Origin of the sequence: Rhodococcus sp. IEGM 1408 (assembly GCF_033142235.1) — a bacterium.
Lineage (GTDB): Bacteria > Actinomycetota > Actinomycetes > Mycobacteriales > Mycobacteriaceae > Dietzia.
The window spans coordinates 31,600-54,892 of sequence record NZ_JAWLRW010000007.1 but is presented as its reverse complement, the minus strand read 5'-3'; the positions used below and the strand labels follow the sequence as shown (position 1 = coordinate 54,892).

The following is a 23,293-nucleotide window of genomic DNA, read 5'->3' as shown; positions in this document are numbered from 1 at the left end:
GCCTCAGGCGGGCGGCCGCTGGGTCAGGCGGTGGGTCGGCGTCTGTCCGCGCCCGGCGGATTGGTGAGTAGTCCGTCGTCGGCGATGAAGCGGTCCGCGTACGCGTCCCACTCCCGTTCTCGGATGTCGTCGCGGGCCCGTGCCAGAGGTCCTTTAGGCCTGGTGCGGTGTTGGTGCCCGGTGTCGGTGATGATGATCAGTTCGCCGAGGGGGCCGGGCCGGTAGGCGTTGTGGCCGAACGTCTTCTCGCGATGGTGCTTGCGGCACAGGCAGACGAGGTTCCACTCCGTGGTCGGGCCGCCGAGTTCGGGATCTCTCTTGTTGAACGCGATCACATGATCCACATCACAGTCCGAGGCGGCGACCGAGCACCCGGGGTGACGGCACGTGCCGTCGCGGAGTCTGATCCGCGCGGCCATCGCCGGGGTGATCACGTAGCGGAGGGCGTGCTCCGGGGAATCCAGGGAGCCGGGGGCGGGGTCGAGGGTCTCGAACCGCACGCTCGCGTCGTCGCCCTGCAGCAGCTCATGGCAGAGCCATTCGAAGCTGCTGTACGTGCCGTGGACGAACTCGACGCGGTTGGGCAACCCGCGCGACGCAGCGGCGATCACGTTGATGCGGATGCGCTGCCCGGCCGATGCGGCGTTGCCCAGCGTGGGGCGGGGCAGATCCGCCCCGAGCGCCACGTCCCCGAGCTCGATGGCGTCGTCATCCGTTTCGGCGCCCTCCGCACCGGTGGTGGCAGACGGTTGTCCCGCGGTGTGTCCTGCGGTCTGTCCCGCGGGGCCGTAGACCGCCAGCGCCGCCAGAGCGTCCGCACGGAGTTGGTCCAGGGTCCCGGGCAGCCCGTCCTGGGAGGCGGCGGTGGCGTCAGCGTCGATCCGGCGACGCAGGAATTCGGCATCGGTGGCGGACAGCTTCGCCCACATCGTGGCCATACCGTCGCGGGCGCGGCGGAACCGGACGGTGCGAGCTTCGAGGGCGGCGGCAGCCGCGTCCTCCGCCGCTGTGGGATCGTGGCGCTCCAGCGCCTCGTCGAACAGCGAGTCCACCGCGGCGCGGCTCGGCCTGTCTCCTCCGTCGAGGTCCTCGGAGATACGGGCCACCACCTCGTCCTCTACGTCGGACACGATCGAGTCGGGAACATCTGCCAGCCGACACGCGATATCGATGGCCAACTGTTCGGGCACCAGCCCGCGATCCACCGTCGAACGTAGACGGGGCAGCCGGCGGTGGATCTGAACCCCCGCCGTCACCAACCGCGCAGCGTGCCAGCACGTGAGCTGGCAGGCCGACACCAGATGATCGCGGGCCTGTGCCTGCGGATCCAACCGCGCATACGCCGGCCGTCGCGACGCACCGGCAGCGGCATTACTCTCGTCAGCGCCCTCGGTCCCGGCCTCCGCCTCGTTGCGTCGGGCCAGCTGCTCGACCAGGACGTGGGCGGCTTCCAGCCGTGTAGCTCCGGCCCGGTTCTGCGCCAGCGTCGCGGACCGGGCAGCCTCACTGACCGCCTTCACGTCCACCATGCCGAGGGGCTCGGGTACGGCGAACAGCGCACTCGTCGTCGTCACCATCTCACCTCCCCTTGAGCGGGCATCGAAACGTCAGATATCGAACCTGTATTCGATTATACCCGCCCGTCGAAGGCCGCACAAGGGTTCGATTTTCTAACCCAGCCTGGTGCCCACCCACTCGGCCAGGACCCTGGCGCACGCGTCGACGCCCTCGACCCACGTGGTGCCCGCGGATTCGTCGGCCGAGTCGGAGACGTGCTTGACCAGCCGCGTGGGCACGCCCAGCATCGCCCCCGCCGCCGCGACCGCGTACCCCTCCATGTCCACCAGATCGGCGATCCCTGCCAGGCGATACCGCACCGGGCCGCCGGCGACGAAGTGATCCCCGCTGGCGAGCACGGGCGCCGTCGTCCCGCCGGGGCTGGACGGCGCGGCGGCGAACTCAGGGGTCACCGCGCGCGTGGCGGACAGCGCCAGCGGCGGGCCGTCGTGCCGGCCGGTGACCGCGTGGAGCGCGGGGTCGTCGAAGTCGTGCTGGAACACGACCGCGATCTCGTGCGTCCCCTCCATCCCCGGATGCAGCCCGCCGGCGGTGCCCACGTTGACGAGCTCACGCGGCCGGACCCCGCCACCGAGCGCGTGCGCGACGGCCAAGGCCGCGCGCACCTTGCCGACGCCCGTGACCAGGACAGGGAAATCGGTGACGAAGTGTCGGGCCTCTTGTTCAAGGGCGACGACGACGAGGGGGTGAGCTGGATCGACCGTTCCGAGGAGTTCCACGGGACACACCGTAGCTATCGCGGGGGTCGGGCCCACCAGCGCAGGTCCGGCTCCCCCAGGGGGAGTCGCTCCACCACCTCGTGCCGGGCCCGGCCACTCGGCCCCTCCCCGAGGAACGAGTCGATCAGCGCGATCTCGGAGACCGTCCAGGAGCTGCTGGCAATGGTGTCCAGGACGCGGAGCCATGCCGTGGCGTCGTCGCGGCCCCCGAGCCTGGCGAGGGTGAGGTGGGGCCGGAAGCGGGCACCGTCCGGGACGCAGCCGGCGGCGTTGGCCGCCGAGCGTGCTCCGGCGGCGAGTGCGTCGAGCGGGCGGTGTCGCCGGTCGTACCCGTCCAGTGGCGGGGAAACCTCCGAACCCTCCGCCTGCGGGAGTGGGGACTGCTCGACCCCCGCCCACAGCACCTTGGCCCGATCGACCGAGGGGAACGCCCCGGCCCCGGCCAGCCGCAGCCGGAACGGCGCGTGCTTGCGGGCGACCGCGCCGAGCCGTTCGACCAGCTCGTCGAGGCGCCAGTCGTCGACAGAGGGACAGAAGGTCAGCGTGAGGTGCCATTGCTCCGGGCTGGTCCAGGCCATGCCGGGACGCGGTTCGAGGAACCGCTCCAGCTCAGCGCGGACCTCCTCCGGTGGCTGAACAGCGACGAACATCCGGTGCCCCATCTGCGACCCCCTCCTCACGGACCCCACACGCCTCGCCGACTTCCCGACCCGGCCATTCTCACCCCACCGTGGCCCACCACGCGCCGAGCCACAAGCCCACCACCGCGGCGGCGACCGTGACGAGCATCGTGCCCACCGCGTAGGCCAACGCCATGCCCACCCGCCCGTCCCTGGCCAGACGGAGGGTGTCGAAGCTGGCCGTAGAGAACGTCGTGTACCCCCCGAGGAGTCCGGTGCCGATCACCGAGACCGGCAGTGACCAACCCGGTCCCGCATCGCTGGAATAGAACCACCCCACGAGAAACCCCAGGGCCAGCGAGCCCGACAGGTTGATGAGGAACGTCGCCAGAGGAAACGCGCGCCGCCAGCGCGAGGACACCGCGAGGTCCACGGCGTAACGCAACGCCGCGCCCGCGCCTCCTCCGAGCGCGATCCACCCGGCCAGCGCGGCGTCGCCCCACGACATGGCGGTCACGAGGCCGACGGTGTCCGGTCGGGTCGTCGCCGGGACGCCAGCACTATCCCGATCATCGTGGCCACCGCGCCGAGGGCCACGGTGGCGGCGCAGTAGAGGACGGCCACGGGGGCATCGCCACTCTGCACGAGGCTGGCGGCCTGCAGCGCGATGAGGGAGTACGTGGTGAACCCGCCGCAGAAGCCGGTGCCCAGGAGCAGTCGCGCGCGTTGTCGTCGCCGTCCCTCGATCCGGGTCCCGTCGTGCTGGGTCCCGCCGCCGGCGAGCCAGGTCAACAGGAACCCGAGTGCGAGCGCGCCCACCAGGTTGACGGCGAGGGTGGCGGCGAGCGCCGGGTCCGGGAAGACGAGGGACACCGCGACACGCGCGTAGGTTCCCGCGGCGCCGCCGAGCGCGACCACCACCAGCGCGAGCGGCGTCTTCACGCCGAGAGCCCGCCCTCCAGGGCGGCGACGAGGCCCGCGCGGTCGCCGGAGATCTCCAGCCCCGCCTCGTCGGCACCGACGCGGCCCCACAGCAGTAGAGCGAGGGTCTCCGGGGTTCCCGCCACCTCGACCTCCGGGGCGCCGTCACCGCCGGACAGGACCCACTCCGCCGGGCCGGTAGCGGTCGCCCCCACCGGCTCGGCGCCCGTGGCCAGGCCCTCGGCGACGTGCGGGAGGGCGCGCAGCCGGATGGTCACCCGGAGCGGGGGCCGACGGCCGGCGGTGTGCGGGAACATCACCGAGCAGAACTCGTCCACCGTGTCCACGGCCACGTCCTCCGGCAGCGGCGTGGTGGCCGCGGGCCCGCCCAGCGCGTTCTCCAGGTCCCAGCGGTGCAGCGCGGTCTCGTGGAGCTGGCGCCGAAGCCAGAACGCCGCGGGCCCCGGGCCGCCGAAGGTCCACGCGGGGGCGTCGGGATCGGTCTCGGTGAACGTCTCGAGCATCCCGGAGGCCAGGGGCGCGTACCAGTCGGCGAGCGCGCCGGCGCCCTCCGTCGCGGGCGGGGCGGACTTCATCGCCGCGCCCAGGCCACGCGAGCGCTCGTCCGGATTCCCCTCCCTGACGGTGGCCCCGCCCCACCAGTTGACGGCACCGAGGTGCGCGACCAAGTCGTGCAGAGTCCACTCGGGGCACGAGGGCACGCGGGTGGTCAGGGCGACGTCCCCGGGGTCACCACCGGGGGCCAGCGCGTAGCGCACCAGGCCGACCTGGGCCTCGATCGCGTCGAGCATCCGCTCGCGAGTCAGCCGGGCGCTCATACGCGCGTCGCCGCCTCGTTCGAACCGATGGATCCGCTGTCCTCGGTGCCCGCCCGGCGCCGGGTGAAATCGATCTGCCGCCCCGCGTTGGACACGGCCACCACGGTGCCGGTGCCGAACACGCCGTCGCGGTCGAACAGGGACGCGCTGCCCACCGCCACGCCTGCGTCGCTGAGGTGCTCGTCGGCCTCGATCCCGATGTCACCGGACCGGGGCAGGCGGGCCAACGCCACGGTGAGGTCGGCGTTGATGAAGCCGATCCCCTCGTCACCCCAGTGCGACATCAGGCTGGTGGACTCGGCCAGGGTCACGGCCCGCTGGAACGGGGTGGCGGACTCCCCGGCGACCACGTCGAGCGGGTGGTGCCAGAAGCGTTTGCGCTGGTCGTTCTGGTGCGCGCCCATGTCCCGGCTCCACGACTCGTCGGCGTCGCCACTGCCGAAGAACACGTTGGACCCAGGACGGGCCTGCTCGGAATCCGCCTCCGCCGGGGGTTCGACGTGCCGGCCCGAGCGCCACACCTGCCCGTGCGGTTGCTCGCCCCGGCGCAGCTGGACGAGCGTGCCCCGGGCGACGGTCTCCCCGCCCTGCATCATCTTCACGTCGGCCACCCTGATGCGGTTGCCGCTGCGGATCTCCTCCGTCACCGCGACCAGCGGCTCGGTCCGGACCGGCGCGAAGAGGTCCACGGTGAGGCGGGCGGGCTGGAACCCCTGCGCGCCGTGCTCGGACTCGAGCGCGCGGGCGGCCGCCACCACCACCGCGGGACCGTTGACCATGGTCTCCGACCAGGCGCTCCGGGCGTACCTGGTGGGGATGTACGCACCCGAGGAGTCGAGGGTGAAGAAGGATCGCTCGCTCATGAGGTCAGCCCGCCGTTCCGGTCGAAGTTGATGCGGACCCGGCGGAGGCGGATCCAGCCGCCCAGGACCGCAGGATGGCCGCGAGTTGGGTCTCGAAGTACTGCTCGGCGCTCGGGGAGTCCCGCCACACGCTCAACTCCAGCGACACCACCCCGTGCAGCGACGCCCAGATCGCGGTGGCCGTCTCGTGCACATCCGCGGACCTGAAGATCCCCTCGTCCACCAGCGCATCCACTATCTCCAGCAGCGGTTCCCGCCACTGCGGCTCTCGAAACTGTGGTTCTCGGGACAGTGGTTCTCGAGACAGCGGTTCCCGGGACAGCGGTTCGGAGCCTGTCCGGCCCGTGCGTGCGTGCCCGGCGCCGGGCGAGCGTGCCGGGTCACCCACCACCAGCCCGTAGAGCCCCTGGTTGTCCAGCGCCCACCGGCGATAGGCACGACACAGGGAGCGCATGTCGCCCTCGACGCTGTCATAACGCAGTGCGTCCCGGAGGGCACCGGCGAGGCGTCGGTCCGCCTCGTGCGCGACCGCCCACAGCAGTCCGGCCTTGCCGCCGAACATCGTGTAGATGGCCGTGGTGGACGTACCCTGCGACGCGGCCAACGGCCGCAGGCCCAACTTCTCCGGTGCCGCGTCCTGGAGTCTGCGCGTGGCCTCGGCGAGGATCCCCTGCCGCAGGTCTTCGTCGTACAGGGCGTGGGTAGGGGCACCGGTGTCGGCGCGCGCGGAGGATGGGGTCACCCGGGCAGGGTACGACGACAACGTGACGAACTCGTCATAGCGCCGTGGCGTGTCCGCCCGAGACGCCGTCATCCCACCGACATCACACCCACGGCCCGCAGCTTCCCGGGCTGCGGTGAACGCCGTGACAACGGTGTCCCACCTGCCGCGACACTGTTCTGAAGGCTCTACGCTGAGGCGCATGCCCACTCTGAGCCGTCACGAGTCCGTCTTCGTCCTCCGCTTCTCCCAGCCGGAGGATCCGGCCGACGCCCCCGACAACGCGTTCTCGCCCGAGTTCCTCGACTCGCTCGACGCCGCCCTGGGCGAGGTCGAGGCGTCTGCGGGACCGGCCGCCCTCGTCACCACCGGAGCCGGCAAGTTCTACTCCAACGGGCTCGACCTGACCGTGGTCGCCGCCGACCCGAAGGGCCTGCCCGCGTACGTCTCGCGGGCCCAGCGGCTGTTCGCCCGAGTCCTGCGCCTGGAGGTGCCGACGGTCGCCGCGGTCAACGGGCACGCATTCGGCGCCGGCGCGATGCTCGCCCTCGCCCATGATCACCGGGTCATGCGCGCGGACCGTGGCTTCTGGAACCTGCCGGAGGCGCAGCTCGGCATGCCGTTCCCCGCGGGCATGAACGCTCTCCTCACCACCCGGCTCAGCCACTCCGTGGCGAGTACGGCGATGCTGACCTCGCGCCGTTACCCGGCGGCGGACGCCGTGGCGGACGGGATCGCCCACGAGGCCGCCGAGGCGGACGCGGTCCTCGACCGGGCGATGGCCGTGGCCGCGGAGTTGGCCCCCCTGCGGGGAGCGAACTACGCCGGGATCCGCGCGGGACTCATGGCCGGGGTCCTGCCCCACCTGGATGAACCGATCACGCGGCTCTGAGCCGCGCCGACCCCGCCGACCCCGACCCCGCCGGACGCCTCACCGCAGGCGCCTTCAGAAACCCCCAGAAACAACGATCCCCGCAACTCTCTGAACTGGAGAGTGTTGCGGGGATCGCCTGAAGCCGGCCGAGAGGACTCACGCCCTCTGGCGACCGAGGCCCAACCGTCAGTTGGCGGCGGCGTACGCGTCCATCACGTCGGCCGGAATACGGCCTCGATCAGAGACCGTGTAGCCGTTGTCACGGGCCCATTCACGAATGGCCTTGGTATCGCCCGAAGGAGCCTTGGTGGTGGCCTTACGTGCGGGCTTACTCTTACCACCGGTCACTTTGTGACCAGCGTCAACGTAAGGTGCCATGGCCTGACGGAAAGCCTCGGCATTCTCTTCACTCAGGTCGATCGAGTATTCCTTGCCCTCGAACGCAAAGCTGATGGAATGGGCTTCGTCGCCCAGTTCCGTCCCGTCGATGTCGTCGATGTATCGCACGTGAAACTGCTGTGCCATGTGTTTCTCCCTACTGTGGCGCGTTCACTAGTTCACAACATTATGCACCAGAATAGCCAATTAGCGAGCAATCCTCTTTCTCCGATAACCTACGCCGACAATGTTCTCAGCGTTCCTATCCTCGGAATACCGCGGACGATCACCGCGCCGTTTCAAATGAATATTCTCGATACAACCTGACAAGAAGATCAATGATCTCCGGGTGCGCGCCCAGCGTCGGGGAAGTCACGTCCGCACCGGCCGCGGCGAGCCGATCGGCAAAGAACCCCGGTGCCAACAGGTGACTCGCGACCGCTATCCGCCGGTGGCCGGACGACCGGAATCCGGCCACGGCGTCGGCGACGGCCGGGGTGGCCGTGGAGGCGAACGCGGCGGTCACGGGCACCGCGAGCACTCGGGAGAGGGTGGCCGCCAGCGCCCGCGTCTCGGCGAGCGAGGACTCGTCGCGGCTGCCCGCCGCGCCCAGGACCACCGCATCGGCACCGAAGGCCCCCGCCGCCCCCGACTCCGCGAGCCGCTGCACCAGGGCGCGCACCACCTCCGGTTCAGAGCCCAGGTGCGGCGTCAGCGCCACCGGGCCGGGCGCGCGGCGGCACGCCCCGTCGACGTCCTCGGTGACGTGATAGCCACGGGCCAGGAAGGCGGGAACCACGACGGTCGGCGCGCCGTCGGCCAGGATGCGGTCCGGGCCGGGCGACTGGACATCCACCCAGGCCAGTCGGCAGACCACGCCGTCAAGTTTCTTGCGCGTCTCCAGCAGGATCCGGCCCAGCTCCCGGCGGCCCGCCGAGGAGCGCGTTCCGTGCGCCACCAACAGGAGGCGGGGTCGGTCCGGGCCCGGCCCGACGGCCGCAGTGCTCGTCGTCGTCATCCCCCGAGCATGCCGCAATCCGGATGCATCACCGCGGCCGCTCGGCGAGACTACGGGGATGAACGCCGGAGCCGGACACCGCGGGCGGGCCGGAGTGCCGCGCCGCCGAGGCGGCGGGCGGCCCGAGGTCACCGTGAGCAACTACGAGGCCGTGTACGACTACTACGGTCCCGGCCGGCGTCGCGACGGGTTCACCCACCCGCTGCTGCGGTTCGTCGGCGCGCTGTACGCCCCGGACCTCCGGATCGCGCCCGAGACGGTGGCCGAGGTACATCGACTCCACGACGCCGGGGTGGGGCTGATCGTGGCCGCCAACCACCCGTCGGCGCACGACCCGCTGGTGCTGGCCTCGGCCGTGTTCGACGGGCGCGTCCGGTTCCTCTCCGGCGGCACCGGCCTGGCCAAGGATCCGCTCTTCCGCAGCCGGCTCCGTCCGCTCTTCGAGTACACGGGCACGGTCCCGGTGTTCCGGGCCAAGAACTACGTCGGCACGGGGGCGGAGATCCACGAGGCGGCGGCGGCCCGGTTGATCGAGGTGTGCGTGAACCGGCTCGTCTCCGGCGGCGTGGTGTTGACGTTCGTGGAGGGCACGAACTCCTCGGCGGACGACCTGCGCACGCTGCGTCTGGAGTCGGTCAAGAAGGGCGTCGGCCTCATGGTCGCCGGGGCGCGCGAGGCCGGGGGCGAGGTCGCGGTGCTCCCGGTCGGGATCGCCTACCACGGGCGCGAGCACGCCACGCTGCCGCCGCGACACGCCGCGCTGGCGGTGGCGCCGCCCCTCGTATGGGGCGGGAACGCGCCTGCGCCGGCCGTCTCCGAGGTGCAGCACGCGGTCCGCGACGGCATCGACGACGCCCTCACCGCCGCCTGGACCTGACGTCGTCCAGGACCGGGTCTCAGGCACCGCCGCGGATCACGCCGGGGACCACCTGGAAGCGCACTCCCACGCCCTCGAGGTCGCGGGACTCGGCGGCCAGGGCGGCCGCCGCGGCGATCCGCACGACCCCGTGACCGGCAGCGAACCGGGTGGCGACCAGAGCGGCCACCCGATCGGCGGGCAGGGCTGGTCCGACCTCGACCACCTCGACGTCGTCGTCGAGCTCCGCCAGTAGCCCCGGATCGGCCACCCCGTCCACCACCAGCACGTCGGCGGCGTGGACCAGGCGCCGGGCGCGGACGGTGAGGAGGTCACCGTCGTCGCCCCGGCCGCCCACCAGGGCGACCCAGCCCGCGTCCGGGCGGCGTCGGGCGCGCAGACCGGCGGGCGCGGTGGCCAGGGAACGCGCCACGTGTCGGCCGACGCGCACGGAGCGGCGCGGGTCGCCGGAGTCCACGGCGATGCGCACGAGCCCGGCCGGGGTCGTGACCGCGGTGCGCGCGGGGACCCGGGCCGACCCGAGCGCGGCGTCGCCCGCGGTCACGCACCAGATCCGGCGCTGCTCGCACAGCGCCGCCACCTCCGCGTCCACCGCGGGGTCGCCGGTGGCGACGTGGACCATCCAGGGGGTGTCGAGGTCGGCGGTGGTGAAATTCCGGGCGACGACGACGAGGTGGTCTCCCGCCCGCGCGGCGAGGTCGGCCATCGCCTGGTCGACGCGAGGGGCCACCACACGGAGCTTTGCCCCGGCCTCGAGGAACGTCTGCGCCCGACGGACCGAGACGGGCCCGGCGCCCACCACCAGCACCTCGCGGGCGGCCAGTCCCACGGTCAGCGGGAGGCCGTCCAACGCGGGCGCCGGGGCGGGTGCGGGCAGGTCCTGCCCCGCGACAGTCGCGGCGTCCACCTTGGCGAGCGCGGTCATCAGAGGTGGATGCCGCACTCGGTCTTGGAGGACCCGGCCCAGCGACCCGAGCGGGGATCGGCCCCGGCCTCGACCCGACGGGTGCACGGCTCGCAGCCGATCGACGGGAAGCCGTCGTCGAGCAAGGGGTTCACCAGGCAGCCGTGCTGGTCCGCGTACGCGTGGACGCGTTCGAGGGTCCACGCCACGAGCGGGTTGATCTTGATCATCGAGTGCTTGGCGTCCCACTCGACGATCGCCGCGCCGGCACGGTGGTCGGTGTCGACCCGGCGCAGCCCGGTGATCCACGCCTCGTAGCCGGAGAGGGCCGCGTCGAGCGGCTCCACCTTGCGCAGACGGCAGCACATCTCCGGATCGGTCTCGAAGGGGCGCGGGCCCAGTACGGCCTCGTGCTCCTCGCGACTGGCCGGGCTGCGCACGTCCACCACGTTCAGTCCCGGCGTGCCCGCGAGCGCGTCGCGGACGCCGATGGTCTCGGCGAAGTGGTAGCTGGTGTCCAGGAAGAGCACGTCCACGCCGGGCGCGTACTTGGCCGTCATCTCCGGGACCACCGTGTTGGCCATGGAGCAGGCCACCGCGAGCGAGTCACCGAAGGTCTCCCCGGCCCAGGCCAGGACCTCGGCGGGGTCGACCTCGCCGTGATGACCGTAGAGTCCGCGGTCGTCGAAGCGGCGGGCCGCGTCGTCGGCGATCGCCTTGAGTTCTTCTGTGGTGCGCTTCCGACCGGGGCCGGGGGTGAGGACCGTGCTGCGGGGCAGCAGTTCCAGGGCAACTGCGGTCATACGAGCTCCTCCTCGTCCACCCGGTGCGCCCACTCGGCAAAGGTCTCGCCGTTCTCACCGGTCTGGGTGTACTTGCGGATGACGCGCTCCACGTAGTCGGGGAGGTCCGCCGAGGGCACGCGCAGCCCGCGAACCGTGCGGCCGAGCCCGCCCGACTCCTGGTCCTCCGAGGCCAGGCCGCCACCGAGGTGGACCTGGAAGCCGGGGGTGTCGCCGTCGAGCAGCTGGCCCTTGAGTCCGATGTCGGCGGTCTGGATCCGGGCGCAGCTGTTGGGGCAGCCGTTGAGGTGGATGGACAGCGGCGTGCGCAGCGGGGCGTCGTCGGCGAAGCGCTGCTCGAGCTCGCCGATCAGCGCGGTGGCGGTGTCCTTGGTGTCCACAAAGGCGAGCTTGCAGAACTCGATGCCGGTGCACGCCATGGTGGAGCGGCGGAACGAGCTCGGGCGGGCGTGCAGCCCGATCGCGGCCAGCCCCTCGACCAGCTCCTCGACCTTCTCCGGCTCGACGTCCAGCACGAGGAGCTTCTGGTGCGGGGTGAACCGCACCCGGCGCGAGCCGGCGGCCTCGGCCAGGTCGGCGACCTGGGTGAGCTTCTGTCCGCCCACGCGACCGACGGTGGGGGCCGCGCCCACGTAGAAGCGGCCGTCCTTCTGCTCGAAGATCCCCACATGGTCGCCGGAGCCCACGCCCCGCTCGGGCGCGGGACCGTCCGGGAGCTCCCGGCCCAGGTACTCGTCCTGCAGGACCTGGCGGAACTTCTCGGCACCCCAGTCCTTGATGAGGAACTTCAGCCGCGCGCGGGTCCGCATCCGGCGGTAGCCGTAGTCGCGGAAGATTCCCACCACGCCGGCCCAGACCTCGGAGGCCTCCTCCTGGCGGACAAAGACCCCGATGCGGGTGGCCAACTGCGGGTTGGTGGACAGGCCGCCACCCACCCAGAGGTCGTATCCCGGGCCGAGCTCGGGATGCTCGACGCCCACCAGCGAGATGTCATTGATCTCGTGGACCACGTCGAGGCTCGGGTGGCCCGTGATGGCGGACTTGAACTTGCGGGGGAGGTTGGAGAACTCAGGGGTCCCGATGTACTTGGCCTTGATCTCCTGGATCACCGGGGTCGGGTCGAGGATCTCCGACGCGGCCACGCCGGCCACCGGGCTGCCGAGGATCACGCGGGGGCAGTCGCCGCAGGCCTCGACCGTGTCGATGCCCGAGGCCTCGAGGCGGCGCCAGACCTCGGGCACGTCCTCGATGGCGATCCAGTGGTACTGGATGTTCTGCCGGTCGGAGATGTCCGCGGTACCGCGGGCGAAGTCGGTCGAGATGTCGGCCAGCACCCGCAGCTGGTCGGTGGACACGGCGCCGCCGTCGGTCCGGACCCGCATCATGAAGTACTCGTCCTGAAGCTCCTCGGCCTCGAGCTTGGAGGTCCGGGTGCCGTCCAGGCCCTGCTTACGCTGGGTGTACAGGCCCCACCACCGCATCCGGCCCGAGAGGTCGTCGGGCGGGATGGAGGCGAAGCCCTCCTTGGAGTACGTGTCGAGGATGCGCTGACGCACGTTGAGTGCGTCGTCGGTGAGCTTGAACTCCTCGTTGTGGTTGAGGGTGAGCTTCCCGTCGATCTTCCACTGCCCCTGCGGCTTGGCCGCGCGCGCGGGACGAGCGGGGCGGGGGGCGGCTGCAGTATCGGTCATGGCCGCGACAATAGGTGAGAACAGACCGATCTGTCTAACAAGGGGTGCCTAACCCGAGGGCAGAGCGGCGCGGGCCCTTCCGGCGACCCTCGAGCGCCCACCCTCCAGCGTGGTGCAGGTCCCCTCATGCGGCGCCGACCGCTGAGAATAGGCCGATCTTCACTTATGGGGATCCGCCCTGCTCGGGAGTTCGGAATCGCCTTAACGCGTGCCCGAGCGCCAGCGGCGCGGTAGCGACGTGCCCGATCAGTTCCTACCGTTGAGAGTGATGTGACCCACACCCCCGTGGGACTCCTTCTCGAAAGGACACTCTATGTTCTCCGAATTCTGGGGCAATCTCGCGACTGGCTCGGAGGCAATTGCCCCCGACGTCGGCTCCGCCGCAATCGATGGCCTGCTTGGCCTACCCGCCTACATCCTTCGGACCCTCCAGGGCGGCGCTCTGCTCTTCGGTTCCTGATCCCCGACGGCTCAACAGCCGACTTCCCGTCGAGCCCGTCGCCTCTGCAGGCGACGGGCTCGACGCAGCTATCCGTGGCCTGCGCGTCAGGCCTCACAGCCCGCAGAAGTCCAGCCAGGTGTCGACCTCTCGCCGGGCCTGTTCCCTCCCGAGGACATAGGCCTCGGCCAGGCGGTCCACCCTGCGCTCGTAGCTGCGGATCATCACCCGATGTGGGCGGAAGACAATCGCCTCACCCGATTCCTCCAGCGCCTCGATCTCGTCGAGCGTCTCGTTGTAGAGCGCCCAGCGGTGCTGCAGCGCCTCCCCCACCGCCGGGAAACGGCGGAAGTACGAGCGGTAGAACGGCGTGAGCCGCCGCGGAGGGATCTTGCGGTAGCCCTTCGGCTGGGTGAGCACCACCAGGAATCTCTCGTATCCGGCCTCCCGCGCCGTCGACAAAGGGATCCCGCCGTCGTGGCCCAGGGCTCCGTCCACGTAGTACTCGCCGTCGATCAGCACCGGCGGCATCCAGACCGGCATCGTCGACGACGACCTGACCATCCGCATGAGCTCGGCCATGGTCGAGGAATCCTCCTCGGTCCAGAAGACCGTGGCGCCGTCCGAGCACCGGAAGGTCCCGATCCTCGCGGCCGTCCCGCTACTCGAGTACGTCTCGAAGTCGTACGGCAGCACCTGGTCGGGCAGGCCGGCCTGCTCATAGATGTACTCCGCGTTGAACAGCCCCTTGCCGCGCGCGAAGCTCCGCCAGTCCCCGAAGTTGGGATCGGCCGCCATCTCCACAAAACTCTTGCGCGCACGGACGCTGTCCCGCGAGACGTAGTTGGCCAGGTGCGAGGCCCCCGCGGAGATCCCCGCGGCCAGCCCGGTGTGGATCCCGGCGTCTATGAGGGTCTCCACCACCCCGGCGGTGTGTACCGCGCGCATTCCGCCGCCCTCGAAGAGCAGGGCGACGTCGGGGGCGTTGGGCTCGAACTCGGTCACGATCACCAGGGTAGGTCGCACCGCTCCGGGCCCGGTGATCCGCTACGGTCGCACCGTGAATGCCATCACCGAGTTCGTCGCCTCCGTCAATGACGTCTACTGGTACGCGGTAATCGCGTTACTGGTCGTCGCGGGTCTCTACTTCTCCGCCACCACCCTGATCGTCCAGGTCCGGATGTTCCCGGAGATGCTGCGCACGATCGTGGAGAAACCCTCCGACATCGAGCCGGACAAGAAGGGGATCTCCGCCTTCCGGGCATTCACCATCTCCGCCGCGTCGCGCGTGGGAACCGGCAACATCGCCGGCGTGGCCATCGCCATCACGGTCGGCGGTCCGGGCGCGGTGTTCTGGATGTGGCTCATCGCGATCCTCGGCGGCGCCACCGCTTTCATCGAATCCACCCTCGGACAGCTCTACAAGGTCAAGGGCAAGGACTCCTACATCGGCGGCCCCGCCTACTACATCCGCGACGGACTGGGCTGGAAGCCGCTCGCGGTGGCTTTCGCGGTGATCATCACCGTGACCTACGGATTCGTCTTCAACGCCGTGCAGGCCAATTCGATCTCCGAGTCGGTCCGTAACCAGTTCGGCCTCGAGGGGATGGGCTCGAGCCTGGTGATCGGCCTCGTGCTGGCTGCCGTCACCGGCGCCGTCATCTTCGGCGGCGTCCGGCGCCTGTCCGCGGTCACCGAGATCCTGGTCCCGGTCATGGCCGCCGCCTACGTCGTCGTCGCCCTGATCGTCGTGGCGATCAACATCACCGAGGTCCCCGAGATGATCTCGCTCATCGTCGGCCACGCCCTCGGGTTGCGCGAGATCGCGGGCGCCGCAATCGGTGCCGCGATCATGCAGGGCATGCGTCGGGGCCTCTTCTCCAACGAGGCCGGCATGGGCTCGGTACCCAACGCCGCCGCCACCGCGTCGGTCTCCCACCCGGTCAAGCAGGGCCTGGTCCAGGCGCTGGGCGTCTACTTCGACACGCTCGTCGTGTGCTCGGCCACCGCGTTCATCATCCTGCTCGCGGACCCCGAGTTCGGCGGCGATCGCGAGGGCATCTCGCTCACCCAGGACTCCCTGGCCTCGCAGGTCGGCGACTGGGGCGTGCCCTTCCTCACCGTCGTGATCTTCTTCCTGGCCTTCTCCTCGATCCTCGGCAACTCGTACTACGGCGAGGCCAACATCAACTTCCTGCGTGACAGCCCGCGCTCGATCAACGCCTTCCGCGGGCTCGTGCTCCTCGCCGTGGTCGGCGGCGCGCTCGGTTCGGTCGACCTGGTGTGGGGTCTTGCCGACCTGTTCATGGGCGTCATGGCCACCATCAACCTCATCGCGATCATCCCGCTCGGCGGCCTCGCCGTGGCGCTGCTCCGGCACTACCTGCAGCAGAAGGCCAAGGGTCACAACCCGGTGTTCCACCGCGACGACCTCCCGCAGGCCAAGAACGTCTCCGCGTGGGACGGTTCCGACCCGATGACGCACCAGCACGTCGCCGACGAGACCCGCGACGTCGAGTCCAAGGCGTGACGGACAGCCACTCGTCGGCATACCACCGCTTCGCGGCGCTCCCCAAGGCGCACCTCCACGTGCACCTCGAGGCCGCGATGCGCGAGGAGACCATGCGCCAGTGGTGCGCCGAGGACGGCGTGGACGCGCCCCCGCTCGTCGAGTTCCCTGACTTCACCGGCTTCCTCGACGCCTACGGCCTGCTCATCTCGCTGCTGCGGACCCCGGAGCGGGTGGAGCGGCTGCTCGACGAGGTGGTGGCCGACGCCGCCGCGCAGGGCGTCGTGGCCCTGGAGTTCGCGTCGATCCCGGAGAAGTCCGCCGCCTTCGACTCGGCCGAGGACGCGCTCGAGTTCATCCTCCGGGCCGCCGCCGAGGCCGGCCAGCGCCACGGGGTGTGGACCGGAGCGATCGTGAGCATCGACCGCGGCGCCGGGCCCGACCACGCGCGCGCGGCCGCCAGGTTGGCCGCGCGGTTCGCCGATCACGGGGTGGTGGCGGTGGGCCTGGTGGCCGACGAACGCGACAACCCTGTGGCCTGCGCGGCCGAGGCCTTTGGAATCGCCCGCGCGGCAGGCCTCGGCGTGGTGCCCCACTCCGGGGAGCTGGCCGGGCCGGAGGAGGTGCGGTCCGCGATCGAGCTGGGCGCCTCCCGCATCCAGCACGGGGTGCGTGCGATCGAGGACCCCCGGGTGCTGCGGTTGCTCGCTGAGAGCCGGGTCTGCCTGGACGTCTGCCCCAGCTCGAACGTGGTGCTGGACGTCGCACCCTCACTCCGCGACCACCCGCTCCCGGAGCTGCTGACGGCCGGGGTGCGCTGCTCGATCGGGGCCGACGACCCGCTGCTCTTCGGCGTCGACGTGGTGGACGAGTACGTGCTGGCCCACGAGCGGATGGGGATCGCGGAGGCGCGGCTCGCCGACTGCGCCCGGACGTCGATCGAGTTCTCCTTCGCGCCCGCCGATCTCAAGCGCGACGCCCTGGCCCGGATCGACGACTGGGTCGGGTGAGTCAGGCGCCGCGACGGATCTTGTCGGCCGCGACGATCATCGGCACCTGCAGCGGCAGCCGGCTCCAGGCGACCACCTGGTACGGCCACACCGGCTTGTTCCGCCAGGCCCGCACCATCTGCAGGTTGCCGGGGAACACCCCGATGAACAGCGCGGTCGCGACCGCGCCGCCGAGGGCGCGCGTCTTCGGGGCGGCGATGAGACCCGCCACGGCGATCTCCGCCACGCCGGACCCGTAGGTCCAGGCTCGCCTGCTGCCGGGCAGCTCAGGCGGGATGAGCCCGTCGAAGGGCTCGGGCTTCACGAAGTGGAGCACGCCCATCGCGCCGAGTGCGGCGGGCATGGACCAGTACCGGACGGCCTTGCTGGTGTGGCGTCTCATTCGGCCGAGACTACGGGCGCGGCCCCGGCTTGGACGCCGATCACCGGACCGCGGGCAACACCTCCTCGCCGAGCAGCCGCAATGACTCCCAGCCCGCCTCGATCGGCATCCCGCCGCACAGCGGATGGTTGGCGATCAACCCCAGCTCGCCTCCGCGGACGCGCCGGACCAGCTCCTCCGGCGTCGCCACCAGGTAGACCCCCTCGGCGCGCAGGTCCTCGATCGAGCGGGCGTCGGAGTGGACGAACGAGCTGCGGCCCGTCCCGGTCTGCCAGGCGCGGTACGCCTCGGCGTCCGCCAGCAGGTGGTGGCCGTAGCGATCCCAGAACCCGTCCGGGTCCTCCGCGCAGAAGACAGTGGCGGGACCGGGAATAGGGGCGACGACGAGGCCCGGCTCGTGCCCGTGCGCCCGGCACTCGGCGCGGTAGAGCTCGGTGAGCGCGGGATCGTCCAGCTGCGGCTGGTAGTGCATGCCCAGCCGCCCGGCCCGCCTCGCCGCCGCCCCGCCCCCGCCGAGGAACACCAGGGGGTGCGGGTCGGAGAACGGCCGCGGGGTGGCCGATCCCCGGGGGGAACCGTCCGACGGGTCGTCACCGACCGGGTCGCCCCGCCACGCGGCGAGCACGGTCTCCAACTGGGCGCCCAGCCGCGCGCCGCGGTTCTTCCACTCCTTCGAGTGCAGGGCGTACTCGAGCGGGCGGTAGCCGAGTCCGAAGGTGTAGCTCACCCGGCCCGCGGCGATGTGGTCGAGGACCGAGATGTCCTCGGCCAGCCGGACCGGGTCGTACAGCGGCGCGATCAGCGCCCACACCGTGATGGGGATGCGGCTGGTCACCGCGGCGACCGCCGATGCCGCGATGAGCGGCGAGGGCAGATACCCGTCCTCCGAGGAGTGGTGCTCGGAGAGGTTGACGGCGTCGTGACCGGACTCCTCGGCGTACCGCGCCATGTCGAGGGCCGCCCGGTACCGGTCGCGGCGCTGTTCGGGCCCGGCGCCGGGGGCGCGGAAGTCGAACCGGGTGACGACGAAGACCATCAGATCCGCGATCCGGTCAGTTCCGCGTACGCCGTGCCCCGCTCGTCACGCTCCCACCAGGTGTCGGACCCGCTGGAGCCGAGACCCTCCTTGATGAGGTCCCGCTTGAGGATCTTGTTGGTGGCGGTGGTGGGCAGGGACTCGGACACCCGGACCCAGCGCGGCCATGCCTTGGGCGAGAGGTCGGCCTGGGCACCGAGGAACGCCTCGAACTCGGCGGGGTCGAGGCTCGCGTCGTGGCGGGGCACGATCGCGGCGGCGAGCTGGTCCCCCACTCCGCGCGGGTCGGGCAGGCCGTAGACGGCGACCCGGGACACCGCCGGGTTGCGCAGCAGGATCTCCTCGACGATGCCGGTGGCCATGTTCTCGCCGTCGACCCGCAGCCAGTCCCCGCTGCGGCCGGCCATGTAGATGAAGCCGTTCTGGTCGCGATAGGCCAGGTCACCAGACCAGTACATGCCGTCGCGCATCCGGTCCGAGGTGGACGCCTCGTCGTTGTAGTAGCCGGCAAAGAACCCGGCACCCTCGGTGTTGACCAGCTCGCCCACGCACTCGTCCAGGTTGCTCACCGCGCCGTTCTCGTCGAATACCGCCCGCGGACACTCCTCCCCCGTCATCGGGTCGTACACCGCCACCCCGGGGAACGGCTCCCCGATGGACTCGAGCGGGGAGGCCTCGGTGCGGACGATGATGATCGCCAGCTCGGTCGAGCCGTACGCGTCCCACACGCGGCAGCCGAAGCGCTCGGCGAACGCCGGGATGTCCTTGGCCGCCGCCTCGTTGCCAAAGGCCGCGCGCAGGGTGGTCTGCGCGTCGTCCGGCCGAACCGGCGTATCGAGGATGTAGGCCAACGGCTTGCCCACGTAGTTCATGTACGTCACGCCGTAGCGGCGCACGTCGTCCCCGAAGCGGGTGGCGCTGAACCGTCGCGCGAGCGCCATGGTCGCGCCCACGGCGATGGCCGGGGAGAAGCCGCTCAGGACCCCGTTCGAATGGAACATCGGCATGGACAGGTAGATCACGTCCTCCGAGGTGAGGTCGAAGGACGGTGCGAGCGACTCCCCGGACATGGTGACGGTGAAGTTGCCCACCCGGACCGCCTTCGGGTCCCCGGAGGTGCCCGAGGTGAAGATCAGCATGAACGGGTCGCCGGCGTCGACCGGCGGCGGGTTCTCGAGCGGCTCCGAGGCCAGCACCATGGCGGCCCACTCGTCCGAGTCGGTGTCGATGACGGAGACGTCCCCCAGGTCCAGACCGTCGAGCAGCGGCTTGAGCTGGGAATCGGTGAGCAGGACCTGGCAGTCCGCGCGCAGGATGTCGCGGGCCAGGTTCTCGCCGCGGCGGGTGGCGTTGATACCGGCGACGACGAAGCCGCCGAACGCCCCGGCGGCGAGCGCGTAGAGCATCTCCGGGGTGTTCTCCAGGAGCGTTCCCACGTGGCGCGGCCGCGAGTCGTCCAGGAGGGCGTCGATGGCGCCGGCCCGGCGGTCGGCGGACCCCACGTACTCGCGCCAGCTGATCGCCTGGTCCTCGTAGCGGATCGCGTCGGTGTCCGAATCGGCGTGTCGGCGGAGTTGCTCGCGGACGGTATCGGCCATGGGGGCTCCTTCGGGAGGGGCGTCGGGTGTGATCTGGATCATAACCAGCAGACCTGACATGCGTCAGCGAAGTGCCGCAGGCCGCTATCCGGGATCGATCGACGGCTTCCGGCTGGACCTGAACTCCCGGGCCGTGATCCCCCACCAGCGCCTGGCGTACTGACTGAACGTCGTCACGTCGTCCAGCGCCAGCGCGGAGGCGATCTGGAACAGCGGGATCTCGGTGGTGGCCAGCAGGCGGGCGGCCACGTCGCGGCGCACCTCGTCCCGGATCGCGGAAAAACTCGTGTTCTCGGCGGTCAGGTGTCGCTGCAGCGTGCGCGTGGAGACCGAGAGAACCTCGGCGACCTCGCCGAGCGAGGAGGTTCCGGTGTCCAGCGACCGCTGGAGCACGGCCCGGACCCTCTCGCTGTAGCTCTGACCGCGCGGAGGACTGTGTTGTTCCAGGTACTGCAGAGCCAGCAGCTGGGCCGTCTGGTCGCCACCCGAGATGGCTCGTCCGAGCAGCACGGAGGGGACGCGCAGGATCGCGGCTCCCGTGGACGGCGTCGCCGGTGCACCGAAGAGCGTCTGGTAGCGATGCCGGTCAGCATTGAGCGGATTCGGGAGCTCGATCGACAGCAGACCGTAGTCGGCGCCGACCAGCTGGACGAGCGCCCGGTGGAGGAAGAGCAGCACCATGTCGACCGATTGCGGCGGGAGCGGAACCGCATCGTCGCGGTAGCCGAACCGGATCCCCAGCACGTCCTGCCTGCCCTCCGGATCCGGGACGATGGTGATCTCGAGTGAGCGGGCGTGGAAGAACAGGTATTTGGAGGTCATCTCCAGCGCGTCGGTCGTGGTCCGGGCGTTCCTGATGGCCACCGCGACCGGGCCGAGGAGGCTGAGATCCTGACGCTGGGCCACCCGCAGGCCCAGATCAGGGCAGCGCAGCTCGACCGCCGCGGTCTCGAGGAGGAGGCCGATCGCCAGATCCTGGACCAGGATCTCGTCGTCGTCGAGCGCACCGGCAGGCAACGCGCAACGGCGGGCCAGGTCGTCGGCGTCTCCCCCGAGTTCGACGATCACCGACCTGACGCCCCGCAGTCCGGCTGAGCGCACGTAGGCCATGGAGGCACCCTCCCCCGCGTGGCGCGAAACAGCAAGTTCTCGGCGCGAAAGGGAAACTTCTGCGGCCCGATCGCGACTATCGTCGTGCTCATGACAGCCTCCGCTGACCGCGACACCTCGGCCGGAACCCTCGAGAACCCGCTGGATCTGCTGATCGTCGGCGCCGGCATCTCGGGAATCGACCTCGCCCACCATGTATGCGAGGCGTTCCCGCGCTGGTCGTGGGAGGTCCACGACGTGCACGACGATCTGGGCGGGACCTGGCACACCTTCCGGTACCCGGGGATCCGCTCGGATTCGGACATGGCGACGTTCGGCTTCCCCTTCCGGCCCTGGCCCCACGAGTCGACCCTCGGCCAGGGTGAGGAGATCAAGGAGTACATCCGGGACGCGGCCCGTGACTGCGGCGCCCTCGAGCGACTGCACCTGAGGTCGTGGATCAGATGCGCGGACTGGAACAGCCGGGAGCAGCTGTGGCAGGTGACGAGTGTGCGAGGCGACTCGGGGTCGGGGTCGGGATCCGCATCCGAGTCCGAGCGCACGATCTGGACCCGACGCGTGCACTTCGGCGCCGGGTACTACTCCCACTCAGAGGGCTTCCGGCCCGAGTTCCCCAACGAGGAGGAGTTCACCGGCGAGATCATCCACCCTCAGCACTGGCCGGAGGACACCGAGTACGCGGGTCGTCGGTTCGTCGTGATCGGCTCCGGCGCTACCGCCATCACGCTCGTGCCGGCACTGGAGCAGCTCGGGGCCGACGTCACCATGTTGCAGCGGACCCCGAGTTACGTCGCACCCCTGCCGGAGAAGGACATCATCAGCGCGGTATGGAAGCGCATCCTGCCCGCGTCACCGGCCTACCGGGCCGCCCGGTTCACCCACGGCGCCCGGGACATGGGGCAATTCCTCGTCGCACAGAACCTCCCCTGGGCTTTCAAGCAGGGCCTGCGCGCGATGCAGCGACGCTACATTTCCCGCGCGCAGGTCGCCGAGCACTTCACGCCGTCGTACCGACCGTGGGATCAGCGCGTGTGCAAGGCCCCGAACGGAGACATCTTCCGGGCGATGCAGGGCAACGCGCGGGTGGTCACCGGGCACATCGATACCTTCACCGAGCGCGGGATCCAGCTCCGCTCAGGCGCCGAACTCGAGGCCGACGTCATCGTCACCGCGACCGGGCTGGAGCTCGAGGCCTTTGGCGGCGGGACCTTGAGCATCGACGGCCGCGCCCTGCCACCCTCCGACCAGACCGCTTACCGCGGGATGATGCTCGCGGGCGTGCCCAATTTCAGCTTCACCGTCGGCTACGTCAATGCGTCGTGGACCCTGCGAGCGGACATGGTCTCGAAGTACATGGTCAAACTCTGGCGCGCCGGAGAGAAGAGCGGCGAGAAGATCTACGCTCCGGTCCCCCCCGAGAAGAGGGGCGACCGACCACTGCTGGACCTCGACGCCGGATACGTCCGGCGCGGAGCGCATCGGTTCCCGCGGCAGGGAACGGCCCGCCCGTGGACCTACGTGCAGAACTACCTCGTCGAGATCCCCGAGCTGACCTTCGGGGACCAACGCCGGGGCATGGAGTTCGGCGACCGGATCACGCCGGCGGCCGTCCGATGAGCCGCCGCATCTTCATCACCGGCGCCGCGTCCGGCCTCGGCCTCGCACTCGCCCGTGAGTACCTGGCAGCGGGGGACGAGGTGATCCTCACCGACATCCATCCGGAGGCCCCGCCCGCCGTGCGGGAGCTGTCCGGCCAGTGGAGCTATCTGCGGCTCGACGTGACCAACGACGACGACTGGGCTGCCACCGCAGACGCTGTCGACAGGTTGGACATCCTCATCAACAACGCGGGGATCGCGGTGGGCGGCCGCCTGGACGCCACGTCGATGGAGTCATGGCAGCGCATTATCGACATCAACCTCCTCGGAGTGGTTCGTGGGTGCAAGGCCATGGTTCCCAAGCTCGGCCGGGGCGGACGGGTGGTCATCACCGCCTCCGCCGCCGGGCTGGTCCACGCTCCCCAGATGGGCGCCTACAACGCGACCAAGGCGGCGGCGGTCGCGCTGGCAGAGACACTTGATGCAGAATTGCGGCCGCAGGGGATCAGCACATCCGTGATCTGCCCGCTGTTCTTCCGCTCCGGGCTCGCCGACTCGCTCTCCGGCGACGATCCGCAGGCCGACAAGACGGCCCGGATGCTGCTCTCGCGCACCCGCCTCACGTCGGAGCAGGTGGCCAGCCGGTCGATCCGGGGAATCCAGGCCCGTCGGCTCGTCGTCACGCCGGATGCTCTGAGTGCGTTCACCTGGTACTCCAAGCGCTTCACCCGGATCCCGTTCCTCGCGGGCACGCGGCTCATCGGACGGGTCGCCCACCGGCAGGGCTAGGCGGCTGCCGCCGCGG

At 70.7% G+C, this 23,293-nt stretch carries 25 protein-coding genes; 7 read left to right on the top strand and 18 right to left on the bottom strand.

All coding sequences use genetic code 11. From position 1 onward, the window contains the following. Nucleotides 1-23: 23 nt before the first annotated feature. The 8 genes from R4P08_RS12185 to R4P08_RS12150 all read right to left on the bottom strand — a co-directional run bounded on the left by R4P08_RS12185 (nucleotide 24) and on the right by R4P08_RS12150 (nucleotide 6,282). Nucleotides 24-1,577, bottom strand: coding sequence for an HNH endonuclease signature motif containing protein (locus R4P08_RS12185; RefSeq protein WP_317814147.1), 1,554 nt, complete (start codon nucleotides 1,575-1,577; stop codon nucleotides 24-26). 93 nt (nucleotides 1,578-1,670) lie between these two features. After that, the gene (locus R4P08_RS12180) at nucleotides 1,671-2,297 is read right to left on the bottom strand and encodes a nucleosidase (RefSeq protein WP_317814146.1); all 627 of its coding nucleotides are present in this window, start codon (nucleotides 2,295-2,297) and stop codon (nucleotides 1,671-1,673) included. Between the two features lie 14 nt (nucleotides 2,298-2,311). Then, entirely contained in the window at nucleotides 2,312-2,947 is a 636-nt protein-coding gene (thpR, locus tag R4P08_RS12175) for an RNA 2',3'-cyclic phosphodiesterase (protein ID WP_317814144.1), read from the bottom strand. A gap of 70 nt (nucleotides 2,948-3,017) precedes the next feature. Further along, complete coding sequence (gene crcB, locus R4P08_RS12170) at nucleotides 3,018-3,425, bottom strand: fluoride efflux transporter CrcB (RefSeq protein WP_317814334.1); 408 nt, start codon at nucleotides 3,423-3,425, stop codon at nucleotides 3,018-3,020. A gap of 5 nt (nucleotides 3,426-3,430) precedes the next feature. Further along, on the bottom strand, nucleotides 3,431-3,859 hold the full coding sequence (locus tag R4P08_RS12165; RefSeq protein WP_317814142.1) for a CrcB family protein: 429 nt from the start codon (nucleotides 3,857-3,859) through the stop codon (nucleotides 3,431-3,433). Then, entirely contained in the window at nucleotides 3,856-4,677 is an 822-nt protein-coding gene (locus tag R4P08_RS12160) for a maleylpyruvate isomerase family mycothiol-dependent enzyme (RefSeq protein WP_317814141.1), read from the bottom strand. The genes R4P08_RS12165 and R4P08_RS12160 overlap by 4 nt, the downstream gene beginning before the upstream one ends. Beyond that, on the bottom strand, nucleotides 4,674-5,540 hold the full coding sequence (locus R4P08_RS12155) for an acyl-CoA thioesterase domain-containing protein (RefSeq protein WP_317814140.1): 867 nt from the start codon (nucleotides 5,538-5,540) through the stop codon (nucleotides 4,674-4,676). Before R4P08_RS12155 ends, R4P08_RS12160 begins: the two co-directional genes overlap by 4 nt. 4 nt (nucleotides 5,541-5,544) lie before the next feature. Further along, nucleotides 5,545-6,282, bottom strand: a complete 738-nt coding sequence (locus R4P08_RS12150) for a TetR-like C-terminal domain-containing protein (RefSeq protein ID WP_317814139.1) — start codon at nucleotides 6,280-6,282, stop codon at nucleotides 5,545-5,547. A gap of 181 nt (nucleotides 6,283-6,463) precedes the next feature. Here R4P08_RS12150 and R4P08_RS12145 point away from each other — a divergent pair, with 181 nt between their 5' ends. Then, nucleotides 6,464-7,153, top strand: a complete 690-nt coding sequence (locus tag R4P08_RS12145; RefSeq protein ID WP_317814138.1) for an enoyl-CoA hydratase/isomerase family protein — start codon at nucleotides 6,464-6,466, stop codon at nucleotides 7,151-7,153. A gap of 168 nt (nucleotides 7,154-7,321) precedes the next feature. Here R4P08_RS12145 and R4P08_RS12140 read toward each other — a convergent pair whose 3' ends face one another. Both R4P08_RS12140 and R4P08_RS12135 read right to left on the bottom strand, forming a co-directional pair. Further along, on the bottom strand, nucleotides 7,322-7,660 hold the full coding sequence (locus R4P08_RS12140) for an Lsr2 family protein (protein ID WP_317814136.1): 339 nt from the start codon (nucleotides 7,658-7,660) through the stop codon (nucleotides 7,322-7,324). A gap of 139 nt (nucleotides 7,661-7,799) precedes the next feature. Further along, entirely contained in the window at nucleotides 7,800-8,531 is a 732-nt protein-coding gene (locus R4P08_RS12135; RefSeq protein WP_317814134.1) for a sirohydrochlorin chelatase, read from the bottom strand. 58 nt (nucleotides 8,532-8,589) lie between these two features. On the opposite strand from R4P08_RS12135, the gene R4P08_RS12130 reads away from it, so the two are divergent. After that, nucleotides 8,590-9,408: a lysophospholipid acyltransferase family protein gene (locus R4P08_RS12130; protein ID WP_317814133.1), complete on the top strand. Its 819-nt coding sequence runs from the start codon at nucleotides 8,590-8,592 to the stop codon at nucleotides 9,406-9,408. Nucleotides 9,409-9,427: 19 nt separating this feature from the next. Here R4P08_RS12130 and R4P08_RS12125 read toward each other — a convergent pair whose 3' ends face one another. The 3 genes from R4P08_RS12125 to R4P08_RS12115 are packed head-to-tail and all read right to left on the bottom strand — an operon-like array spanning nucleotide 9,428 to nucleotide 12,806. Next, on the bottom strand, nucleotides 9,428-10,333 hold the full coding sequence (locus tag R4P08_RS12125; RefSeq protein ID WP_317814132.1) for an NAD(P)-dependent oxidoreductase: 906 nt from the start codon (nucleotides 10,331-10,333) through the stop codon (nucleotides 9,428-9,430). Then, nucleotides 10,333-11,115, bottom strand: coding sequence for a phosphoadenylyl-sulfate reductase (locus tag R4P08_RS12120; protein WP_317814129.1), 783 nt, complete (start codon nucleotides 11,113-11,115; stop codon nucleotides 10,333-10,335). Before R4P08_RS12120 ends, R4P08_RS12125 begins: the two co-directional genes overlap by 1 nt. Further along, nucleotides 11,112-12,806: a nitrite/sulfite reductase gene (locus R4P08_RS12115; protein WP_317814128.1), complete on the bottom strand. Its 1,695-nt coding sequence runs from the start codon at nucleotides 12,804-12,806 to the stop codon at nucleotides 11,112-11,114. The genes R4P08_RS12120 and R4P08_RS12115 overlap by 4 nt, the downstream gene beginning before the upstream one ends. 313 nt (nucleotides 12,807-13,119) lie before the next feature. Here R4P08_RS12115 and R4P08_RS12110 point away from each other — a divergent pair, with 313 nt between their 5' ends. Beyond that, nucleotides 13,120-13,266: a hypothetical protein gene (locus R4P08_RS12110; protein ID WP_317814127.1), complete on the top strand. Its 147-nt coding sequence runs from the start codon at nucleotides 13,120-13,122 to the stop codon at nucleotides 13,264-13,266. Nucleotides 13,267-13,359: 93 nt separating this feature from the next. On the opposite strand, the gene R4P08_RS12105 is transcribed toward R4P08_RS12110, so the two are convergent. Then, nucleotides 13,360-14,250: a patatin family protein gene (locus R4P08_RS12105; protein WP_317814126.1), complete on the bottom strand. Its 891-nt coding sequence runs from the start codon at nucleotides 14,248-14,250 to the stop codon at nucleotides 13,360-13,362. A 55-nt stretch (nucleotides 14,251-14,305) separates the two neighbouring features. Between R4P08_RS12105 and R4P08_RS12100 the strand changes: the two genes are divergently transcribed. After that, nucleotides 14,306-15,775 carry an alanine/glycine:cation symporter family protein gene (locus R4P08_RS12100; RefSeq protein WP_317814125.1) on the top strand — a complete coding sequence of 490 codons (1,470 nt, stop codon included), beginning with the start codon at nucleotides 14,306-14,308 and terminating at the stop codon, nucleotides 15,773-15,775. After that, entirely contained in the window at nucleotides 15,772-16,764 is a 993-nt protein-coding gene (add, locus tag R4P08_RS12095) for an adenosine deaminase (protein WP_317814124.1), read from the top strand. Before R4P08_RS12100 ends, add begins: the two co-directional genes overlap by 4 nt. Before the next feature lies 1 nt (nucleotide 16,765). On the opposite strand, the gene R4P08_RS12090 is transcribed toward add, so the two are convergent. The 4 genes from R4P08_RS12090 to R4P08_RS12075 all read right to left on the bottom strand — a co-directional run bounded on the left by R4P08_RS12090 (nucleotide 16,766) and on the right by R4P08_RS12075 (nucleotide 20,890). Beyond that, complete coding sequence (locus tag R4P08_RS12090; RefSeq protein WP_317814123.1) at nucleotides 16,766-17,146, bottom strand: hypothetical protein; 381 nt, start codon at nucleotides 17,144-17,146, stop codon at nucleotides 16,766-16,768. 40 nt (nucleotides 17,147-17,186) lie between these two features. Next, nucleotides 17,187-18,182 carry an LLM class flavin-dependent oxidoreductase gene (locus tag R4P08_RS12085; RefSeq protein WP_317814122.1) on the bottom strand — a complete coding sequence of 332 codons (996 nt, stop codon included), beginning with the start codon at nucleotides 18,180-18,182 and terminating at the stop codon, nucleotides 17,187-17,189. Beyond that, on the bottom strand, nucleotides 18,182-19,780 hold the full coding sequence (locus R4P08_RS12080; protein ID WP_317814120.1) for an AMP-binding protein: 1,599 nt from the start codon (nucleotides 19,778-19,780) through the stop codon (nucleotides 18,182-18,184). The genes R4P08_RS12085 and R4P08_RS12080 overlap by 1 nt, the downstream gene beginning before the upstream one ends. Before the next feature lie 84 nt (nucleotides 19,781-19,864). Then, nucleotides 19,865-20,890: an AraC family transcriptional regulator gene (locus R4P08_RS12075; protein ID WP_317814119.1), complete on the bottom strand. Its 1,026-nt coding sequence runs from the start codon at nucleotides 20,888-20,890 to the stop codon at nucleotides 19,865-19,867. Between the two features lie 90 nt (nucleotides 20,891-20,980). Here R4P08_RS12075 and R4P08_RS12070 point away from each other — a divergent pair, with 90 nt between their 5' ends. Further along, a complete protein-coding gene (locus tag R4P08_RS12070; protein WP_317814118.1) occupies nucleotides 20,981-22,507 on the top strand; it encodes an NAD(P)/FAD-dependent oxidoreductase in 1,527 nt (508 codons plus the stop codon). Further along, nucleotides 22,504-23,277, top strand: a complete 774-nt coding sequence (locus R4P08_RS12065; RefSeq protein ID WP_317814117.1) for an SDR family NAD(P)-dependent oxidoreductase — start codon at nucleotides 22,504-22,506, stop codon at nucleotides 23,275-23,277. Before R4P08_RS12070 ends, R4P08_RS12065 begins: the two co-directional genes overlap by 4 nt. Nucleotides 23,278-23,293: the final 16 nt, after the last annotated feature.

What these genes read in the sequence shown, in the direction of transcription:
- R4P08_RS12065 (WP_317814117.1), top strand. Translation starts at nt 22,504, where the DNA reads ATGAGCCGCCGCATCTTCATCACCGGCGCCGCGTCCGGCCTCGGCCTC.
- R4P08_RS12155 (WP_317814140.1), bottom strand. Translation starts at nt 5,540, where the DNA reads ATGAGCGAGCGATCCTTCTTCACCCTCGACTCCTCGGGTGCGTACATC.
- R4P08_RS12185 (WP_317814147.1), bottom strand. Translation starts at nt 1,577, where the DNA reads ATGGTGACGACGACGAGTGCGCTGTTCGCCGTACCCGAGCCCCTCGGC.
- R4P08_RS12145 (WP_317814138.1), top strand. Translation starts at nt 6,464, where the DNA reads ATGCCCACTCTGAGCCGTCACGAGTCCGTCTTCGTCCTCCGCTTCTCC.
- R4P08_RS12110 (WP_317814127.1), top strand. Translation starts at nt 13,120, where the DNA reads ATGTTCTCCGAATTCTGGGGCAATCTCGCGACTGGCTCGGAGGCAATT.
- R4P08_RS12070 (WP_317814118.1), top strand. Translation starts at nt 20,981, where the DNA reads ATGACAGCCTCCGCTGACCGCGACACCTCGGCCGGAACCCTCGAGAAC.
- R4P08_RS12085 (WP_317814122.1), bottom strand. Translation starts at nt 18,182, where the DNA reads ATGGTCTTCGTCGTCACCCGGTTCGACTTCCGCGCCCCCGGCGCCGGG.
- crcB (WP_317814334.1), bottom strand. Translation starts at nt 3,425, where the DNA reads ATGTCGTGGGGCGACGCCGCGCTGGCCGGGTGGATCGCGCTCGGAGGA.
- R4P08_RS12160 (WP_317814141.1), bottom strand. Translation starts at nt 4,677, where the DNA reads ATGAGCGCCCGGCTGACTCGCGAGCGGATGCTCGACGCGATCGAGGCC.
- R4P08_RS12140 (WP_317814136.1), bottom strand. Translation starts at nt 7,660, where the DNA reads ATGGCACAGCAGTTTCACGTGCGATACATCGACGACATCGACGGGACG.
- R4P08_RS12125 (WP_317814132.1), bottom strand. Translation starts at nt 10,333, where the DNA reads ATGACCGCGCTCGCCAAGGTGGACGCCGCGACTGTCGCGGGGCAGGAC.
- R4P08_RS12075 (WP_317814119.1), bottom strand. Translation starts at nt 20,890, where the DNA reads ATGGCCTACGTGCGCTCAGCCGGACTGCGGGGCGTCAGGTCGGTGATC.
- R4P08_RS12120 (WP_317814129.1), bottom strand. Translation starts at nt 11,115, where the DNA reads ATGACCGCAGTTGCCCTGGAACTGCTGCCCCGCAGCACGGTCCTCACC.
- R4P08_RS12130 (WP_317814133.1), top strand. Translation starts at nt 8,590, where the DNA reads ATGAACGCCGGAGCCGGACACCGCGGGCGGGCCGGAGTGCCGCGCCGC.
- R4P08_RS12115 (WP_317814128.1), bottom strand. Translation starts at nt 12,806, where the DNA reads ATGACCGATACTGCAGCCGCCCCCCGCCCCGCTCGTCCCGCGCGCGCG.
- R4P08_RS12135 (WP_317814134.1), bottom strand. Translation starts at nt 8,531, where the DNA reads ATGACGACGACGAGCACTGCGGCCGTCGGGCCGGGCCCGGACCGACCC.
- thpR (WP_317814144.1), bottom strand. Translation starts at nt 2,947, where the DNA reads ATGTTCGTCGCTGTTCAGCCACCGGAGGAGGTCCGCGCTGAGCTGGAG.
- R4P08_RS12090 (WP_317814123.1), bottom strand. Translation starts at nt 17,146, where the DNA reads ATGAGACGCCACACCAGCAAGGCCGTCCGGTACTGGTCCATGCCCGCC.
- R4P08_RS12080 (WP_317814120.1), bottom strand. Translation starts at nt 19,780, where the DNA reads ATGGCCGATACCGTCCGCGAGCAACTCCGCCGACACGCCGATTCGGAC.